The sequence below is a fragment of the Amycolatopsis sp. 3B14 genome (genome assembly GCF_050958625.1).
GTDB lineage: Bacteria > Actinomycetota > Actinomycetes > Mycobacteriales > Pseudonocardiaceae > Amycolatopsis_E > Amycolatopsis_E thermoflava.
This window is the reverse complement of record NZ_JBHZEN010000004.1, coordinates 78,971-95,165: the sequence shown is the minus strand read 5'-3', so window position 1 is coordinate 95,165 and position 16,195 is coordinate 78,971. Positions and strand designations below refer to the sequence as shown.

Genomic DNA, 16,195 nt, shown 5'->3' with positions numbered 1-16,195 from the left:
CTCCCTACGCGTGCAGGCCGCACTCGGTCTTGGACTTGCCTGCCCAGCGGCCGCTGCGCGGATCGGCGCCCGGCGCCACCTTCGCGGTGCACGGCGCGCAGCCGATCGACAGGTAGCCCTCGCCGACCAGCGGGTTCTGCAGGATGCCGTGCTCGTCGATGTAGGCGTTGAACTCGTCGTCGGTCCACGGCGCGATCGGGTTGACCTTGACAAGGCCGTTGCGGTCGTCCCAGGTGACGATCGGGGTGTTCGCCCGCGTCGGGGCGTCCACGCGGCGCACGCCGGTGACCCACGCGGAGTAGTTCGACAGCGTCTTGCGCAGCGGCACCACCTTGCGCAGGTGGCAGCACAGGTTCGGGTCCCGCTCGTGCAGCTTGGGGCCGTACTCGGCGTCCTGCTGCGCCACGGTCTGCTCGGCGGCCGCGTTCACGATCTTCACGTCCGGGTACACGGTCGCGACCGCGTCCCTGGTGCCGATCGTCTCGGCGAAGTGGTAGCCGGTCTCCAGGAACAGGATGTCCACATCGGACTTCACCTTGGTGGCGAGGTCGATGAGCACCGCGTCCTGCATGTTGGAGGCGACGATGAAGTCGTCGCCGAAGGTCTCCGCGGTCCAGCGCAGGGCCTCCAGCGCGGTCGCGTCGGCCAGTTCGGCGGACGCCTTCTCCGCCAGTGCCTTCAGTTCTTCGGTCCTCGTCGCGGTGGTCACTTGCTCGCTCCTTCCGGAAAGCGCAGCCCGATGAACTTGACGGTGAAGACGCGGCGGCACGCGCCGCAAAGCCAGGCGCCCTCGCCCTCCCGTCGCCCACCGCCACCCTCAAGGGTGGCGCTGCGCGCCGCTGTGTCTTCCTGAGGTCGGAGGTCTTCGTCCCCGCAGTAGGGGCAGTGGAACGGCGTCGCTCGTTCCTGTGCCGTCATCGGAGATCGGCCTCGTCGGCGCGGGCCACCCACTGCGCGAAGCGCTCGCCCTCTTCCCGCTGGCCCAGGTAGTTGCGCACGACCCGCTCGACGTAGCCGATCAGCTCGTCGCCGGTCACCTTGTGGCCGCGCAGCTTCCGGCCGAACCCGGCGTCCAGGCCCAGCCCGCCGCCCAGGTGCACCTGGAAGCCCTCGACCTGGTTGCCGTCGTCGTCGGTCACGATCTGGCCCTTGAGGCCGATGTCCGCGGTCTGGATGCGGGCGCACGAGTTCGGGCAGCCGTTGATGTGCACCGTGACCGGGTTCTCCACCTGGTCCTGGATGTCGGCCAGCCGCTCCTCGAGCGCGGTCACCAGGTCCTTGGCGCGCTGCTTGGTCTCCACGATCGCGAGCTTGCAGAACTCGATGCCGGTGCAGGCCATCACGCCGCGCCGCCACGGGCTCGGGTTCGTGGGCAGGCCCAGCTCGGCCAGTTCCGCCTGCAGGCCGGGCACGTCCTCCTCGGCGACGTCGAGCACCAGCAGCTTCTGCAGCGGGGTGAGCCGCACGCGGTTCGAGCCGGCGCGCTCGGCGGCCTTCGCCACCTTGATCAGCGTCGAGCCGGACACCCGGCCGCCGATCGGCGCGGCGCCGACGTAGAACTTGCCGTCCTTCTGCCGGTGCACGCCCACGTGGTCGTGCTGCACGGCGGGCGCCTCGGGCGCGGGGCCGTCGATCAGCTTGCGCTTCAGGTACTCGTCCTCCAGCACCTGGCGGAACTTTTGCGCGCCCCAGTCCTTGACCAGGAACTTCAACCGGGCCCGCGAGCGCAGCCGGCGGTAGCCGTAGTCGCGGAAGATGCTGATGACGCCTTCCCAGACCTCGGGCACCTCGTCGAGCGGCACCCACGCGCCCAGCCGCTGGGCGATCATCGGGTTGGTGGACAGGCCGCCGCCGACCTGCACGTCGAAGCCGGGACCGTGCTCGGGGTGCCGCACGCCGACGAAGGCGACGTCGTGGATCTCGTGAGCCACGTCCGGCAGGCCGGACACCGCGGTCTTGAACTTGCGCGGCAGGTTCGCGTACTCCGGCTTGCCCAGGTAGCGGCGCTTGATCTCGTCGAGCGCCGGGGTGCCGTCGATGATCTCGTCCTCGGCGATCCCCGCGACCGGGGAGCCGAGCATGACGCGCGGGCTGTCGCCGCACGCGGTCATCGTGGTCAGGCCGACGCCCTCCAGCTTCTCCCAGATCGTCGGCATGTCCTCGATCCGGATCCAGTGGTACTGGACGTTCTGCCGGTCGGTGATGTCCGCGCTGTCGCGGGCGTAGGTCTGCGAGATCTCGCCGATGACCGCGAGCTGCTCGGTGGTCAGGGCGCCACCGTCGATGCGGACGCGGAGCATGAAGAACTCGTCGTCCAGCTCCTCCGGCTCCAGCGTCGCGGTGCGGCCGCCGTCGATCCCGGGCTTGCGCTGGGTGTAGAGGCCGTACCAGCGGAACCGGCCGCGGAGGTCGCCCGGATCGATCGAGTCGAAGCCGCCGCGCGCGTAGATGTTTTCGATCCGCGATCGAACGTTGAGCGGGTGGTCGTCCTTCTTCGAGCGCTCGTTCGGGTTCAGCGGCTCCCGGTAGCCGAGGGCCCACTGGCCCTCACCACGACGCTGCCGGGCGCGCGGGGTTCGGGCGGCGGCGGGGTTGTCGCGCGTCGGCGAAGCCATGTTCGAGTCCTTCCGGGGCTCTCGCGAAGGCGCCGCGCACACGGAAATGCCCTGGTCAAAGCCCGTGGTGGGGGTTTGGCAGTCCGCGGCGTGACGGCGCCCGCTGGTCCTAGCTGGGTGGCGGTGGCGGCGTCAGTTCGTCTCGCGGCACAGGGCGCTGGCGACACGCCGGAAGTCGACGTGGCGACGCACCACGAGGAGCACTCCGGCATAAGTCACCGCATCAGCGTGCCACGCTGCTCACGATGTGGTCCAGCCCGCTCCGCATGCTGGGATACGCATCACGCTGAAAAAATCTCCGGCAGACTGTCGCGCGGAGTGGATCAGGGACACTGGGAAGCGTGAGTGAGACTTCCGCCCCGGTGGCGTTCGCACTGCCGGAGCACGCGCTGGCCGGGCTGGGGACGCGGCCCTTCGGCGTGTACGTGCACGTGCCCTTCTGCGCGACGCGCTGCGGCTACTGCGACTTCAACACCTATACCGCCGGTGAGCTGGGCACGAGCGCGTCGCCCGAGTCGTGGCTGGAGGGGTTGCGGCGCGAGCTGGACCTCGGCGCGCGGGCGCTGGGCAACGCGCCGGCGGCCGAGACGGTCTTCGTCGGCGGCGGCACCCCGTCGCTGCTGGGCGCCTCCGGGCTGGCCGCCGTGCTGGACGCGGTGCGCGAGTCGTTCGGGCTGGCGCCGGGGGCCGAGGTGACCACCGAGTCCAACCCGGAGTCGACGTCGCCGGAGTTCTTTTCCGGGCTTCGCGAGGCTGGGTACACGCGGATCTCGCTGGGGATGCAGTCGGCGGCCTCGCACGTGCTGAAGATCCTGGACCGCACGCATACGCCGGGCCGCCCGGTGGCCGCCGCGAAGGAGGCGAGGGCCGCGGGGTTCGAGCACGTGAACCTCGACGTCATCTACGGCACGCCGGGGGAGCGGACCGCGGACCTGCGCTCCTCGCTCGACGCGGTGCTGGAGGCCGGGGTCGACCACGTGTCGGCGTACTCGCTGATCGTCGAGGACGGCACCGCGCTGGCCCGGCGGGTGCGGCGCGGTGAGCTGCCCGCGCCGGACGAGGACGTGCTGGCGGCAGACTACGAGCTGATCGACTCGGTGCTGTCGGCGGCCGGGCTGAGCTGGTACGAGGTGTCGAACTGGGCGGCCTCGGAGGCGGCCGCGTGCCGGCACAACCTGGGCTACTGGCGGGGCGGCGACTGGTGGGGCGCGGGGCCGGGCGCGCACAGCCACGTCGGCGGGGTGCGCTGGTGGAACGTGAAGCACCCGGCGCGCTACGCCGCGGCGCTGGCCGACGGCGGGTCCCCGGAGGCGGACCGCGAGGTGCTGACGCCCGAGGAGCAGGCCTTCGAGCGGATCATGCTGGAGCTGCGGCTCGCCGAGGGGCTGCCGGTGTCCGCGCTGACCGCCGACGGGGCGCGGGAGGCCGAGGCCGCGGTCGCCGAGGGGCTGCTGGACGCCGCCGCACTCGCCGACAAGCAGCGGTGCGTGCTGACCTTCCGTGGACGCCTGCTGGCCGACGGCCTCGTGCGGCGGCTCGCTCCCTGAATATTCGTTCGCGGAGACCATCGCCGTGCGCCTAGCTTCGCGGCACCTGGTGACTTCGGGAGGTCGAGGGATATGGCTGTCAGCGGCCGTCCTTCGCCTGCCCGTTCTCTCTCACCCGGAGTTCTCCTTGTTCTTGACCACTGATCGTCTTCTGCTGCGACCGTGGACCGGGGCGGAGGCCGCCGCCGTCCGCGCCGGCGATCGCCGCCCGGACTGGGCCGGTGACTTCGTCGTCGAGCGGGCCACCCGGCTCGTCGTGGGTTCGATCGGCCTGTTCTGGCCGCCTGAGGACGGCGTCGTGGAGATCGGCTACGGCATCGTGCCGAGCCGCCACGGGCGGCGGTACGCCGCGGAGGCCACCGTCGCGCTGACCGGGTTCGCGCTCACCTCGCCGGACGTGCGTAGCGTGTCCGCCCAGGTCGAGCGTTCCAACCCGGCTTCGGTGCGAGTGCTCGAAGCGGCCGGGTTCACGCTCGTCGCCGACGAGGGTGAGGTGCTCCGCTTCAGCCGGTCGTAGCGGCCGGGCGGCCGAACAGGCTGCGCCAGTGGCCGGAGCGCCGCAGCAGCAGGTGGGTCGGCAGCTGGAGGACGACGATCGTCACGATCGTCAGCACACTGTCGAGCGCGGGGACCACCGCGACCGGCAGCGTGTAGGCCATCACGATCCGCAGGGCGCTGTCGGCGAGCGCCGCGCCGCCCCAGCAGATCGTGATGGCCCGCCAGGCCGCCCGGAACCGTCCATCGGTGGCCCACAGGCGGTCCATCAGCGTCGCGCGGTGCGGCAGCAGGGTCCTGGTCACCTCGAAGGTGAGCGGTTGACGCCGGAACAGCGTCGCGAGCGTCCACAGCCCGGCCGGCGCGCTGAACCAGGCGCCGCGCGCGAGCAGTTCGCGTGGGCCGCCGCCGAGCAGCGCCGCGACGGCGCCGAGCGCAGTGCCGGCGAGCACCGCGACCGCCAGCGCGTCCAGCCGGCGTTGCCGGACCGCGGTCAGGACCGCGTTGAGCGCGGGCGGCGCCATGCTCACCACGAGCGCCGTCGTGTCGCCGGTGGCCGAGCGGAGTCCGTAGAAGAGGGCGAGCGGTGCGGCAACGTCCAGCACCACGGAACGGACGTGGTTGATCACCTGCCGATGGTCCCGGGTGCAGCCCGCCACGCGCGTCGGGCTTGCGGCTACACCGGCTCCGACCTTGGTCGGGGGTCAGCAGTCGGGGATGGTCTCGGTGCAGATCGGCTGCTCGCCGTTGCTCGCGGTCTGCAGCAGCCGGTAGAGCGTCTCGCGCTGGTCGGTGTCGAGCGCGCAGAACACCTCGTCCTCCACCGCCGCCAGCGCGAACTCCGCCTTCGCCAGCGTCTTCGCCCCGGCCTCGGTCAGCGAGACCGTGTGCCGCCTGCGGTCCTCCGGCGAGCGCCGCCGCTCGACCAGCTGCTCGCGCTCCAGGTCGTTGAGCAGGCCGACGACGTTCGTCCCGTCCATCTCCAGCGTGCTCGCCAGCGTCTGCTGCGAGATCCCGTCCCGGTCCCGCACCAGGGTCAGGGCCAGCAGGTGCCGCGGCCGCAGCCCCAGTGGCTCCAGCACGGTTTCCGAGCGCAGCCGCAGCCGGCGCGCCAGGTGGTCGATCAACGCGCCGACCCGGTGCGCGGGCTGGTTCACAACCGGCAGGGAGGCCACCTCGTCACTTTACCCAACCGAAGCGCCTATCGGTGTGCTATAGATAGTTTGCGTAACACAAATCAATCTTGAAGGGCAAACCACCAATGGCGCACCTACTGCACATCGACTCGAGCATCCGCGGCGAGGAGTCCGTCAGCCGCAGGCTGACCGCTCGTGCGGCGGCGGCCTGGCGGGCCGCGCACCCGGACGGCGCCGTCACCTACCGCGACCTCGCCCGGAACCCGGTTCCGCACCTCGGCGAGGCAGGCAACACGGCACGGACGGTTCCGCCCGCGCAGCACACCGAAGCCCAGGCCGCGGCCTGGGCGCGCATGCAGGAGCTGATCAGCGAGATCAAGGCGGCCGACACCGTCGTGCTGGGCCTGCCGCTCTACAACTACGGCCCGCCGAGCGAGGTCAAGGCGTGGGTCGACCACCTGATCGTCCCCGGCCTGGCGTTCGACCCGGAGACCGCGCGGGGGCTGCTCGGCGACCGCGAGTTCATCGTGCTGGCCAGCCGTGGCGGCGGCTACGGCCCGGGCACCCCGCGCGAGGGCTGGGACCACGCCGAGCCGTGGCTGCCGCACGGGCTGTCCCTGACCGGTCTCGAACCGCGCGTGATCGCCGCCGAGCTGACCCTCGCGCCGCACAACCCGGCCATGGCCGATCTGATCCCGCTGTTCGAGCAGAGCCTCGCCACCGCGGAGAAGGAGATCGACGCCCTGTGGGTGCCGGCCGCGGCCTGATCGTGTGACCCGGACCGCACTTCCGGGAAAAAGTGCGGTCCGGGTGCAACGGCCACCCGTGGTGCGAGCATCTGCTCTTCGTGCACTTCGACGATTTCGCCCGCGAGCAGCTGCCGGGGCTGGTGCGGTTCGCGGCGGTCCTGACCGGGGATCCGGACCTGGCCCAGGACCTCGTGCAGGAGGCGCTGGTGCGGGCCCACGAGAAGTGGGCCCGGGTCGCCGAGACCGACCGGCCCGACCTGTACCTGCGGAAGATGGTCGTCAACGGGCACCTGTCGTGGCGGCGCCGCTGGTACCAGCGCGCGGTGCGGACGGTGGCGGACCCGGCGTGGTTCCGCGAGCCGCACGCCGCCGACCCGGCCGGCCGGATCGCTGACGGCGCGCAGCTGAAGGAGCTGCTGTCGGGGCTGAGCCGGTCGCAGCAGGCCGCCATCGTGCTGCGGTTCTACGAGGACCGCGACGACGACGAGATCGCGTCGGTACTCGGCTGCGCGGTGGGCACCGTGCGCAGTCACATCTCCCGCGGCCTGTCCGTGCTGCGGGTCCGCCTGGGCGCCGAGATGGAGGTGGCCTGACCATGTCCGAAATGCGGAATCTGCGGGAAGCGCTGAAGACCCGGGAGGCGCTCGCCCCCGATCCGGACGCGGTGCTCGCCGGGGCGCACGGCCGGATCCGGCGCAGGCGCGCCCAGCGGCGGATCGCCGGCGCGGCGGCCGCGGTGGCGGTGGTGATCGCCGGGGTCGCCGCCGGGATGACCGTGCTGCGGCCGTCGGACGAGCCGGAGTCGATCGAGGCCGCCGCGGGGGCGGCCGACCTCCCGTTGCCCGCGCCCGCGTTGCCGTTCACGGTCGGCGACCTGCCGTCCGGGTTCGAGCTCAGCACCTGGACCGTCTCCGGCAGCTTCGCGAGCGGCCGGTACAACGGCTCGTCCGGCAACTACCTGGAGATCAGCGTCAGCGACTACCCGGACCGCCAGGTCGGGGAGTCGGGCATCGTGACGGACCTGGCCGGCGGGGGGACACAGGCGAAGGTCCGCATCGCGCCGGACCGGGTGGTCTCGGTGCTGACCAAGGCCTGGCAGATCCCGGACATCAGCGTGCTGCGGATCGCGCGGTCGGTCCGCCTCGTGCCGACGCCGGTGCACTCGATGCTGCGCAGCCTCCGCGCGCCGGCGGACCTGACGGTTCGGCAGTGGAGCGGCGGGACGGAGTACGAGTACCTGACGCTGTGCCCGCCCGAGGTGCAGACGCAGTCGCCGGCCCGGCCGGACGGGCGGTGCTACAGCGTCTCCGTGGCCGGCCCCGTGCCCGCCACCACGACCAGGGCCACGACGTCGACGAGCGCGCCTGCTCCGCTGATCACGGTCAAGACGGTGCGCCGCATCCTCGACGGCGGAACGGTTCTGATGGTCGACACGGAGGACGGCGAGCAGGCGGTGGTGGAGGCGATCGCGGCGTCCGCGGTCGCCGGCTGACCGGGGCCGCCGTCAGCTCCAGATGGTCACGTAGACCGGTGGCCGGAAGCGGGACGGCGGCACCCCGGCGCCCGGTGCGCGCATCACCTGCATCGCCGCCGGGGTGCCCAGGAAGTGCCGCAGCGCGTTCGCCGCGGTGGAACACCGGTTGTGCGGCAACGTGGTCAGGTGCCAGTACTCCGTTCGCGGGGTGACGGGCGTCGGCAGCACGACCAGTTCCTGCCTGCGCCGCTGCGGCGCCACCAGGTGCTCGAAGGCGAGCGACACCCCGCTGCCGTTGGCCGCCGCCGACCACGCCGCCGTCTGGTTGGGGAAGACGCGGATGGCGGATTCCGGAACGGCCATGCGGCGCAACAGTTGTGCCGTCCCGCTGCCCGGATCCGCGCCGGACGGGTCCACCAGCCACGGCCACTGCGCAGGCCCGCCGCGGGGCCGGAACCCAGGCGCCGCAACGGCGACGATGTTGCACCGGAACACCGGCTCGCTCGCCACATCGCCCTCCAGGCGCGGCCCGAGCGCGGCGTCGGCGAGCCGGTTCGTGACCAGCACCGGCATTTCCGCCACCTGGGCCAGCCCCGCCGAGGCGTCCACCGACTGGCCCGTTCGGCGCATGAACGCTTCGAGCAACGGATCCGCGACGAACTCCGCGATCGTGCTCGTGACCACGACGTGCATCCGTTCGGCTACGCCATTGGCCTCCCGAACGGCGGCATCGGCATCCGCCCCGAGGGCTACCATCTGTGTGGCGATCGGCAGCAGGCGGCTGCCGCCCGGCGTCAGCGTCATCCCGTTGGCAGTGCGCACGATCAGCTTGTCGCCGTGGTGCTGCCGCAACGCGGCGAGTGCCTGCGACACCGCTGGTTCGCTGACGCCGAGGGTCCGGGCCGCGTCGGTCACCGAGCCGAGCCGGGCCACGAGGACGAAGGCGCTCAGCTGACCGAGCGTCATCTCACACCGGTCCGAATCACTTGAACAGCCTACATAAGTGATCCCTTAATCGGCCATTGTCGGTTTCCCCCACCGGGTGCACCCTGTGCCGAAAATCCATGCCCGGGGAGGGCGCATGCAAGTACCTGCGCAGTTCCAGTACGAACGAGCCACGAGCGTGGCCCACGCGCTGAGTCTGCTGACGAAGTTCGGTCCGGAGAGCCGGATCGTGGCGGGCGGGCACAGTCTCATTCCGATGATGAAGCTGCGCCTGGCCCAGCCGCAGGCGCTCATCGACATCAACGAGCTGTCCGAATTGGCCCGGATCAGCGTCGAGGACAGCACTTTGTGCGTCGGCGCCATGGTGCGTCACGCCGATCTGCTGTCCTCGGCGGTCGTGGGGGAGCACTTCCCGATCTTCCACGACGCCGAGCGGGTGATCGCCGATCCCGTGGTGCGCAACCGCGGAACGGTCGGCGGTTCGCTGTGCCAGGCCGATCCGTCGGAGGACCTGTCGGCCGCGTTCGCCGCGGTGCGCGGCGAGGCGGTGATCGAAGGACCCGGCGGGCGCCGGGTCGTGCCGGTCCGTGAGTTCTTCACCGGTCCTTACCAGACCGTGGTGGGGGACAACGAAATGCTCGTGCAGCTGCGCGTGCCGATCTCCTCGTCCGCGTCGGCCTACGAAAAGGTCGAGCGCAGGGCGGGGGACTGGGCGGTCGCCGCGGCCGGTGCGGAGCTGCGGATCGAAGGCACGCAACTGGTTTCGGTCGGCATCGGACTCACCGCGCTGGGTGCGCCGAACTTCCACGCGCCGGAGGCCGAGGAGTACCTGCTCGGCGGGCCGGCCGTGGACGAGCGCTTCGCCGAGGCGGGCCGGATCGCCGCCCGGCACTGCGAACCGGTTCCGGACCAGCGCGGTCCCGTCGACTACAAGCGTCACCTCGCGGAGGTCCTCACCGTCCGCGCGCTGCGCCGGGCCCGCACCCGTTGGCACGGCAACCACCGCCAGGAGGCCTGAAGACATGGAGATCACGGTTACCGTCAACGGGCAGCAGCACACGCGGGACGTCGAACCTCGCCTGCTGCTCGTGCACTTCCTGCGCGACGAGCTGGGCCTGACCGGCACGCACTGGGGTTGCGACACGTCCAACTGCGGCGCGTGCGTGGTGTGGCTGGACGAGACGCCGGTCAAGTCGTGCACGGTGCTCGCGGTGATGGCCGATGGCCGCCGCGTGCGCACCGTCGAGGGGCTCGGCGACTCCACCGGGCTGGACCCGGTGCAGCAGGGCTTCACCGAATGCCACGGCCTGCAGTGCGGGTTCTGCACGCCGGGCATGATGCTGACCGCGCGCTGGCTGCTCGACCACCAGCCGGATCCGTCCGAAGAGGACATCCGCGAGGCGATTTCCGGCCAGCTGTGCCGGTGCACCGGCTACGAGAACATCGTCAAGTCCATCCGGTGGGCCGCCGAGCACGACACCGCCGCCGCGGCGGTCCCCGAGGAGAGCACCGTGGACAGTACGGAGGTGTCCGCGTGACCACCACCGAGAAACACACCCCGATGGGGTTCGGGCGTATGCACCGCAAGGAGGACGCCCGGTTCATCCGCGGTCACGGGCAGTACGTCGACGACGTGAACCTGCCCGGGATGCTGCACGGCGCGGTGCTGCGCAGCCCGCACGCCCATGCGCGCATCGTGTCCATCGACACGAGCGCGGCGGAGGCACACCCGAAGGTGAAGGCCGTCATCACCGGCCAGACCCTGGAGGGGCTGAACCTCGCCTGGATGCCGACGCTCTCGCACGACGTGCAGGCCGTGCTGGCCACCGACAAGGTGCGGTTCCAGGGCCAGGAGGTCGCCTTCGTCGTCGCCGACGACCGCTACGCCGCCCGCGACGCGCTGGAGCTGATCGACGTCGAATACGAGGCGCTGCCGCCCGTCGTCGACGCCCGCCGCGCGCTGGAGCCGGACGCGCCGGTGATCCGCACCGACATCGACGGCAAGCGGGACAACCACATCTTCGACTGGGAAGCAGGCGACGCCGCGCGCACCGACGAGGTGTTCGCCCGCGCCGACGTGGTGTCCGCGCAGGACATGCTGTACCCGCGGGTGCACCCGGCGCCGATGGAGACCTGCGGCGCGGTGGCCCACATGGACCCCGTCACCGGGAAGCTCACTGTGTGGACGACCACGCAGGCGCCGCACGCGCACCGCACCCTGTACGCGCTGGTGGCCGGCCTGCCCGAGCACAAGATCCGGGTCATCTCGCCGGACATCGGCGGCGGGTTCGGCAACAAGGTCGGCATCTACCCGGGTTACGTGTGCGCGGTGGTCGGCTCGATCGTCACCGGCAAACCGGTGAAGTGGATGGAGGACCGCTCGGAGAACCTGATGAGCACGTCCTTCGCCCGCGACTACCACATGCACGGCGAGATCGCGGCCACCAGCGACGGGAAGATCCTCGGGGTGCGCGTCAAGGTGCTCGCCGACCACGGCGCGTTCAACGGCACCGCGCAGCCGACGAAGTTCCCCGCCGGGTTCTTCAGCGTCTTCACCGGTTCCTACGACATCGAGGCGGCGCACTGCGCGGTCACCGGCGTCTACACCAACAAGGCGCCCGGTGGTGTCGCCTACGCGTGCTCGTTCCGCATCACCGAAGCGGTCTACCTGGTCGAGCGGCTGGTCGACGTGCTGGCCTACGACCTCGGGATGGACCCGGCGGAGCTGCGGATGCGCAACCTGCTCAGGCCGGAGCAGTTCCCGTACGTCAGCAAGACCGGCTGGGAGTACGACTCCGGCGACTACCCGCGCGCGCTGAGCCAGGCGATGGACATCGCCGGCTACGCGGAACTGCGGGAGGAGCAGAAGCGGCGCGCGGTGAGCGGGGACGGTCCGCTGATGGGCATCGGCATCAGCTTCTTCACCGAGGCCGTTGGCGCCGGGCCGCGCAAGCACATGGACATCCTCGGGCTGGGCATGGCCGACGGCGCCGAGCTGCGCGTGCACCCGACCGGCAAGGCCGTGCTGCGGCTGTCCTGCCAGAGCCAGGGTCAGGGGCACGAGACGACGTTCGCGCAGATCGTGGCCGAGGAGCTGGGTATCTCGCCGGACGACATCGAGGTCGTGCACGGCGACACCGACCAGACGCCGTTCGGCCTCGGCACCTACGGGTCCCGGTCGACGCCGGTGTCCGGCGGGGCGACCGCGGTGGTGGCGCGGCGGGTGCGCGAGCGGGCCAAGATCGTCGCCTCGGCCATGCTGGAGGTGAGCCCGGACGACCTGGAGTGGGAGAAGGGCCGCTGGTTCGTCCAAGGGGACCCGGACTCCGGCAAGACCATCCAGGAGATCGCGCTGGCCGCGCACTCCGACCTGGAACTGCCCGACGGCGTCGAGGGGCACCTGGACGCGACCTGCGTCTACAACCCGCCGAACCTGACCTACCCGTTCGGCGCCTACATCTGCGTCGTCGACGTCGACCGGGAGACCGGGCAGGTGAAGGTGCGCCGGTTCGTCGCGGTCGACGACTGCGGCGTCCGGATCAACCCGACGATCGTCGAGGGCCAGGTGCACGGCGGGCTGGCGGAGGGCATCGGGATGGCGCTGATGCAGGTGATGGCGTTCGACGAGGACGGCAACCACCTCGGCGGGTCGTTCATGGACTACCTGATCCCGACGTCGATGGAGTGCCCGTCGTGGGAGCTGGGCGAGACGGTCACCCCGTCGCCGCACCACCCCATCGGCGCCAAGGGCATCGGCGAGTCCGCGACCGTCGGCTCGCCCGCGGCTGTGGTCAACGCGGTGCTCGACGCGCTCAAACCGTACGGGGTGCGGCACGCGGACATGCCGCTGACCCCGGCAGCCGTGTGGCGCGCGATGCAGAACCGTCCACTCCGGACAGATTTGGCGATCACGTGATGAACGGGCAGGAGTTGCGGGCGCACGCGGAGTCCCTGCGTGCGGGCCGGACGCCGTTCGTGCTGGCGACGGTGGTGCGGGCGCAACGCCCCACCAGCGCGAAACCCGGCGACTGCGCGCTGGTGCTCGCCGACGGGACCATCGAGGGTTTCGTCGGCGGGTCCTGCGCCGAGTCGACCGTGCGGCAGCAGGGGATCCGGCTCTTGCTGACCGGCGAGTCGGCTCTGCTGCGGATCCAGCCCGGCGCGGGCGAGCAGGTCGAGGAGGGGGTAGTGACGGTCAGGAACCCGTGCCTGTCCGGCGGCGAGCTGGAGATCTTCCTCGACGCGCAGATGCCGCCGCCGCTGGTGGCGATCCACGGCGACGGGCCGATCGCGCGGGCGCTGGCGTCGGTCGGCCGCGTGCTCGGCTACGAAACGCGGGTGGGCGCCGAGCTGTCCGACGACACGTTCGCGGTGATCGTGGCGTCGCACGGCCGGGACGAGGAGCGCGTGCTGGAGGCGGCGGTGCGGGCGGACGTGGCCTACATCGGGCTGATCGCCAGCGAGAAGCGCGGCGCGGCGGTGCTGGAGAGGCTGGGGCTGTCCGAGCCCGGCCGCATCCACACCCCGGCCGGCCTGCCGATCGGGGCGCGGACGCCGGCCGAGGTCGCGGTGTCGGTGTACGCGGAGCTGATCGCGACCCGCCCGCACCCGCCGCGGCGCCCGGCCGAGGACGTCGAGGTGGCCGCCGAGGCGGTCGACCCGGTGTGCGGCATGAGCGTCGCGATCACGCCGGAGGCGGTGCAGCTGCCCTACGGCGGGCGGCGGTACTACTTCTGCGGGACCGGGTGCCGTCACGCGTTCGCCGACGAGCCGGGCAGGTACACCGGTGACGCCTGAGACGGTCGGCGATCTCGCCGAGCGCCTTGGCGCCGCCGGGTACCTCACCGACGACGCACTGGCCACCGCCCTGTTCCTCGCGGTCCGGATGCGGCAGCCGATCCTGCTCGAAGGTGAGCCCGGCGTCGGCAAGACCCAGGCGGCCAAGTCGCTGGCGGCGGCCATGGACACGCCGTTGATCCGGTTGCAGTGCTACGAGGGACTGTCCTCTTCGGACGCGCTGTACGAGTGGAACTACCCGCGCCAGCTGCTCGGGATCCGGCTGGCCGAGTCGCGGGGCGAGTCGCTGGCGGAGGCGGACCTCTTCGCCGACGACTACCTGCTGGCGCGGCCGCTGCTGGCGGCGATCACGCACCCCGGACCGCGCCCGGCGGTGCTGCTGATCGACGAGGTCGACCGCGCCGACGACGAGTTCGAGGCGTTCCTGCTCGAACTGCTGGCCGAGTCGGCGGTGACGATCCCGGAGCTGGGGACGCGCCGCGCGGTGGTGCCGCCGGTGGTCGTGCTGACCTCCAACCGGACCCGCGAACTGCACGATGCCCTCAAGCGGCGGTGCCTGTACCACTGGATCGCGCACCCGGAGGTGGCGCAGGTGGCGGCCATCATCCGGTTGCGGGTGCCGGGCGTGGCGGACTGGCTCGCCGAGCTTGTGGCGCGGGCGGTGGGCCGGATGCGCGGGTTCGGGCTCTACAAGCCGCCCGGGGTCGCGGAGGCGATCTCGTGGGCCTCGGCGCTGCAGGTGCTCGGTGTGGCCGCGCTGGACGGCCCGGCGGTGGAGCGGACGCTCAGCGCGGTGCTCAAGTACGAAGAGGACCGCGCGGTGGCGGTCGAGCGGCTGGCGGAGGTGGTCGGTGAGTGAGTCCCGGCGCGGTGGTGCGGATGTTCGGCGCGGTGTTGCCGTGTGGAGAGGACCGGGCGGGCGTTGTCGTCGGTGCCGGCGGCGGTCATGTCCGGCGGGCATGGCTGGTGGAGGTGGTTGGTGAGTGAGTCCCGGCGCGGTGGTGCGGATGTTCGGCGTGGTGTTGCCGTGTGGAGAGGACCGGGCGGGTGTTGTCCTCGGTGCTGGCGGTGGTCGTGTCCGGTGGGGCGTGGTGGTGGAGTGGCTGGTGGAGGTGGTTGGTGAGTGAGTCCCGGCCTGGTGGTGCGGATGTTCGGCGTGGTGCTGCCGTGCGGAGAGGACCGCGCGGGCGTTGTCCTCGGTACCGGCGGCGGCTATGTCCGGCGGGCGCGGTGGCGGTGGAGTGGCTGGTGGAGGTGGACGGTGAGTAGGCCTCCCCGCCGCGTGCTGGAGCGTGTCGCGGAGGTGGCCGGTGCTGAGACCGCCGGTGGTGCCGGATGAGTGACCTGGCCGAGCTGGCGGCGCGGCTGTGCGAGCGGCTGCGGTCCGCCGGCCTGGCGGTCGGCGCGGACCGGGCTGCCCGCTTCGCCCAGGCGGTGATGCTCGTGTCGCCGCAGCGGACGCGCGAGCTGTATCTGTGCGCCCTGGCAACCCTCACCTCGTCCCCGGCCGACGCGCAGGTCCTGGCCAGCGTGTTCGCCGCCGTTTTCGACGCGCCCGACGTCGGCGCCGGCGGGGCCTTCAGCGCTGGGGAATCGACCGGTCCGTCCCGGGAGGTGCGGGCGCCCACGGCGGGCAGCGCAGTCGACCGGTTGGCGACCCGCGACTTCGGCACGCTCGAACCCGCGGAGCTGGCGTTGCTGCGGGCCGCGATGAGCGAGTTCCGGCTGGCGACCCCGCTGCGGCGGTCGCGGCGGAAGCGGGTTTCGCCCGGTGGGCGCCGCGCCGACCTGCGGGAGACGTTGCGCGTGGCCCGGCGGACCGGGGGCGAGCCGGTCCGGTTGCGGCGCTGGGTGTCGCGCGAGAAGCCGCGGAAGCTCGTCGTGCTGTGCGACATCTCGGGGTCGATGGAGCCCTATGCGCGGGCCCTGCTGCAGCTGCTGGTGTGCGCCGCGGGTGGCGCGCGGGCCGAGGTGTTCACGTTCGCGACGCGTCTCACGCGGCTGACCCGAGTGCTGCAGCGTGCGCCGTCCGAGGCGCTGGCCGACGCGGGGCGGGAGGCGCCGGACTGGTCCGGCGGCACGAAGATCGGTGATTCGCTCGGCGAGTTCCTGGATACCCATGGCGCGCGGGGGATGGCGCGCGGAGCGGTGGTGGTCGTCCTGTCCGACGGGTGGGAGACCGGCAGCCCCGAGCGGCTGGGCCGCGAAATGGCCCGGCTGTCGCGGCTCGCGTACCGGATCGTGTGGGCCAACCCGCGCACGGCCAGCCCGCGGTTCCGGCCGTCGACCGGCGGGATGGCGGCGGCGTGGCCATACTGCGACGCCGTCGTCAGCGCCCACCGGCTGGATGCGATCGAAGACCTGCTGACCGCCATCGCCGGTTGCTCCGGCCGGGATTAGGGTAGCCTAACCGCAGACGCTGAACGCGAGTGAGGAG

The 16,195-nt window shown here is 71.9% G+C and carries 18 protein-coding genes; 11 read left to right on the top strand and 7 right to left on the bottom strand.

The window, feature by feature from the left end:
* Positions 1-4: 4 nt before the first annotated feature.
* From ACCP09_RS03135 to ACCP09_RS03120, 4 genes are all read right to left on the bottom strand, one after another.
* A complete protein-coding gene (locus ACCP09_RS03135) occupies positions 5-709 on the bottom strand; it encodes a phosphoadenylyl-sulfate reductase (RefSeq protein ID WP_020416571.1) in 705 nt (234 codons plus the stop codon).
* Positions 706-918, bottom strand: coding sequence for an Insertion element protein (locus ACCP09_RS03130; RefSeq protein WP_433743039.1), 213 nt, complete (start codon positions 916-918; stop codon positions 706-708). Before ACCP09_RS03130 ends, ACCP09_RS03135 begins: the two co-directional genes overlap by 4 nt.
* Positions 915-2,615: a nitrite/sulfite reductase gene (locus ACCP09_RS03125; protein ID WP_433743037.1), complete on the bottom strand. Its 1,701-nt coding sequence runs from the start codon at positions 2,613-2,615 to the stop codon at positions 915-917. The genes ACCP09_RS03130 and ACCP09_RS03125 overlap by 4 nt, the downstream gene beginning before the upstream one ends.
* A 132-nt stretch (positions 2,616-2,747) precedes the next feature.
* Positions 2,748-2,819, bottom strand: a complete 72-nt coding sequence (locus ACCP09_RS03120) for a putative leader peptide (RefSeq protein ID WP_354708697.1) — start codon at positions 2,817-2,819, stop codon at positions 2,748-2,750.
* A 158-nt stretch (positions 2,820-2,977) separates the two neighbouring features.
* On the opposite strand from ACCP09_RS03120, the gene hemW reads away from it, so the two are divergent.
* Both hemW and ACCP09_RS03110 read left to right on the top strand, forming a co-directional pair.
* Positions 2,978-4,162: a radical SAM family heme chaperone HemW gene (gene hemW / locus ACCP09_RS03115; protein ID WP_433743113.1), complete on the top strand. Its 1,185-nt coding sequence runs from the start codon at positions 2,978-2,980 to the stop codon at positions 4,160-4,162.
* Between the two features lie 133 nt (positions 4,163-4,295).
* Entirely contained in the window at positions 4,296-4,679 is a 384-nt protein-coding gene (locus tag ACCP09_RS03110; RefSeq protein WP_433743035.1) for a GNAT family N-acetyltransferase, read from the top strand.
* Here the strand turns inward: ACCP09_RS03110 and ACCP09_RS03105 are convergent.
* Both ACCP09_RS03105 and ACCP09_RS03100 read right to left on the bottom strand, forming a co-directional pair.
* Complete coding sequence (locus ACCP09_RS03105; protein WP_431905764.1) at positions 4,666-5,286, bottom strand: VC0807 family protein; 621 nt, start codon at positions 5,284-5,286, stop codon at positions 4,666-4,668. The genes ACCP09_RS03110 and ACCP09_RS03105 overlap by 14 nt on opposite strands.
* A 75-nt stretch (positions 5,287-5,361) precedes the next feature.
* Positions 5,362-5,832: a MarR family winged helix-turn-helix transcriptional regulator gene (locus tag ACCP09_RS03100; RefSeq protein WP_026152969.1), complete on the bottom strand. Its 471-nt coding sequence runs from the start codon at positions 5,830-5,832 to the stop codon at positions 5,362-5,364.
* A gap of 86 nt (positions 5,833-5,918) precedes the next feature.
* Between ACCP09_RS03100 and ACCP09_RS03095 the strand changes: the two genes are divergently transcribed.
* The 3 genes from ACCP09_RS03095 (at position 5,919) to ACCP09_RS03085 (ending at position 8,034) form a co-directional block, all read left to right on the top strand.
* Complete coding sequence (locus ACCP09_RS03095) at positions 5,919-6,560, top strand: FMN-dependent NADH-azoreductase (RefSeq protein WP_433743032.1); 642 nt, start codon at positions 5,919-5,921, stop codon at positions 6,558-6,560.
* Positions 6,561-6,640: 80 nt separating this feature from the next.
* A complete protein-coding gene (locus ACCP09_RS03090; RefSeq protein ID WP_027931609.1) occupies positions 6,641-7,135 on the top strand; it encodes a SigE family RNA polymerase sigma factor in 495 nt (164 codons plus the stop codon).
* Between the two features lie 11 nt (positions 7,136-7,146).
* The gene (locus ACCP09_RS03085) at positions 7,147-8,034 is read left to right on the top strand and encodes a hypothetical protein (protein ID WP_431905760.1); all 888 of its coding nucleotides are present in this window, start codon (positions 7,147-7,149) and stop codon (positions 8,032-8,034) included.
* Between the two features lie 12 nt (positions 8,035-8,046).
* On the opposite strand, the gene ACCP09_RS03080 is transcribed toward ACCP09_RS03085, so the two are convergent.
* Positions 8,047-8,982, bottom strand: a complete 936-nt coding sequence (locus tag ACCP09_RS03080; protein ID WP_433743029.1) for a LysR family transcriptional regulator — start codon at positions 8,980-8,982, stop codon at positions 8,047-8,049.
* A gap of 115 nt (positions 8,983-9,097) precedes the next feature.
* On the opposite strand from ACCP09_RS03080, the gene ACCP09_RS03075 reads away from it, so the two are divergent.
* From ACCP09_RS03075 to ACCP09_RS03050, 6 genes are all read left to right on the top strand, one after another.
* A complete protein-coding gene (locus ACCP09_RS03075; RefSeq protein WP_433743027.1) occupies positions 9,098-9,979 on the top strand; it encodes an FAD binding domain-containing protein in 882 nt (293 codons plus the stop codon).
* Between the two features lie 4 nt (positions 9,980-9,983).
* Complete coding sequence (locus tag ACCP09_RS03070) at positions 9,984-10,499, top strand: (2Fe-2S)-binding protein (RefSeq protein ID WP_123683334.1); 516 nt, start codon at positions 9,984-9,986, stop codon at positions 10,497-10,499.
* A gap of 23 nt (positions 10,500-10,522) precedes the next feature.
* A complete protein-coding gene (locus tag ACCP09_RS03065) occupies positions 10,523-12,877 on the top strand; it encodes an aerobic carbon-monoxide dehydrogenase large subunit (protein ID WP_433743111.1) in 2,355 nt (784 codons plus the stop codon).
* Entirely contained in the window at positions 12,877-13,758 is an 882-nt protein-coding gene (locus ACCP09_RS03060) for an XdhC family protein (RefSeq protein WP_433743025.1), read from the top strand. The genes ACCP09_RS03065 and ACCP09_RS03060 overlap by 1 nt, the downstream gene beginning before the upstream one ends.
* Entirely contained in the window at positions 13,748-14,617 is an 870-nt protein-coding gene (locus ACCP09_RS03055; protein ID WP_433743023.1) for an AAA family ATPase, read from the top strand. Before ACCP09_RS03060 ends, ACCP09_RS03055 begins: the two co-directional genes overlap by 11 nt.
* A gap of 476 nt (positions 14,618-15,093) precedes the next feature.
* Positions 15,094-16,158 carry a vWA domain-containing protein gene (locus tag ACCP09_RS03050; protein ID WP_433743021.1) on the top strand — a complete coding sequence of 355 codons (1,065 nt, stop codon included), beginning with the start codon at positions 15,094-15,096 and terminating at the stop codon, positions 16,156-16,158.
* Positions 16,159-16,195: the final 37 nt, after the last annotated feature.

Coding starts and splice junctions, on each gene's coding strand:
- ACCP09_RS03095 (WP_433743032.1), top strand. CDS start 5,919: ATGGCGCACCTACTGCACATCGACTCGAGCATCCGCGGCGAGGAGTCC.
- ACCP09_RS03075 (WP_433743027.1), top strand. CDS start 9,098: ATGCAAGTACCTGCGCAGTTCCAGTACGAACGAGCCACGAGCGTGGCC.
- ACCP09_RS03050 (WP_433743021.1), top strand. CDS start 15,094: ATGAGTGACCTGGCCGAGCTGGCGGCGCGGCTGTGCGAGCGGCTGCGG.
- ACCP09_RS03060 (WP_433743025.1), top strand. CDS start 12,877: ATGAACGGGCAGGAGTTGCGGGCGCACGCGGAGTCCCTGCGTGCGGGC.
- ACCP09_RS03130 (WP_433743039.1), bottom strand. CDS start 918: ATGACGGCACAGGAACGAGCGACGCCGTTCCACTGCCCCTACTGCGGG.
- ACCP09_RS03070 (WP_123683334.1), top strand. CDS start 9,984: ATGGAGATCACGGTTACCGTCAACGGGCAGCAGCACACGCGGGACGTC.
- ACCP09_RS03080 (WP_433743029.1), bottom strand. CDS start 8,982: ATGACGCTCGGTCAGCTGAGCGCCTTCGTCCTCGTGGCCCGGCTCGGC.
- ACCP09_RS03125 (WP_433743037.1), bottom strand. CDS start 2,615: ATGGCTTCGCCGACGCGCGACAACCCCGCCGCCGCCCGAACCCCGCGC.
- ACCP09_RS03085 (WP_431905760.1), top strand. CDS start 7,147: ATGCGGAATCTGCGGGAAGCGCTGAAGACCCGGGAGGCGCTCGCCCCC.
- ACCP09_RS03065 (WP_433743111.1), top strand. CDS start 10,523: ATGGGGTTCGGGCGTATGCACCGCAAGGAGGACGCCCGGTTCATCCGC.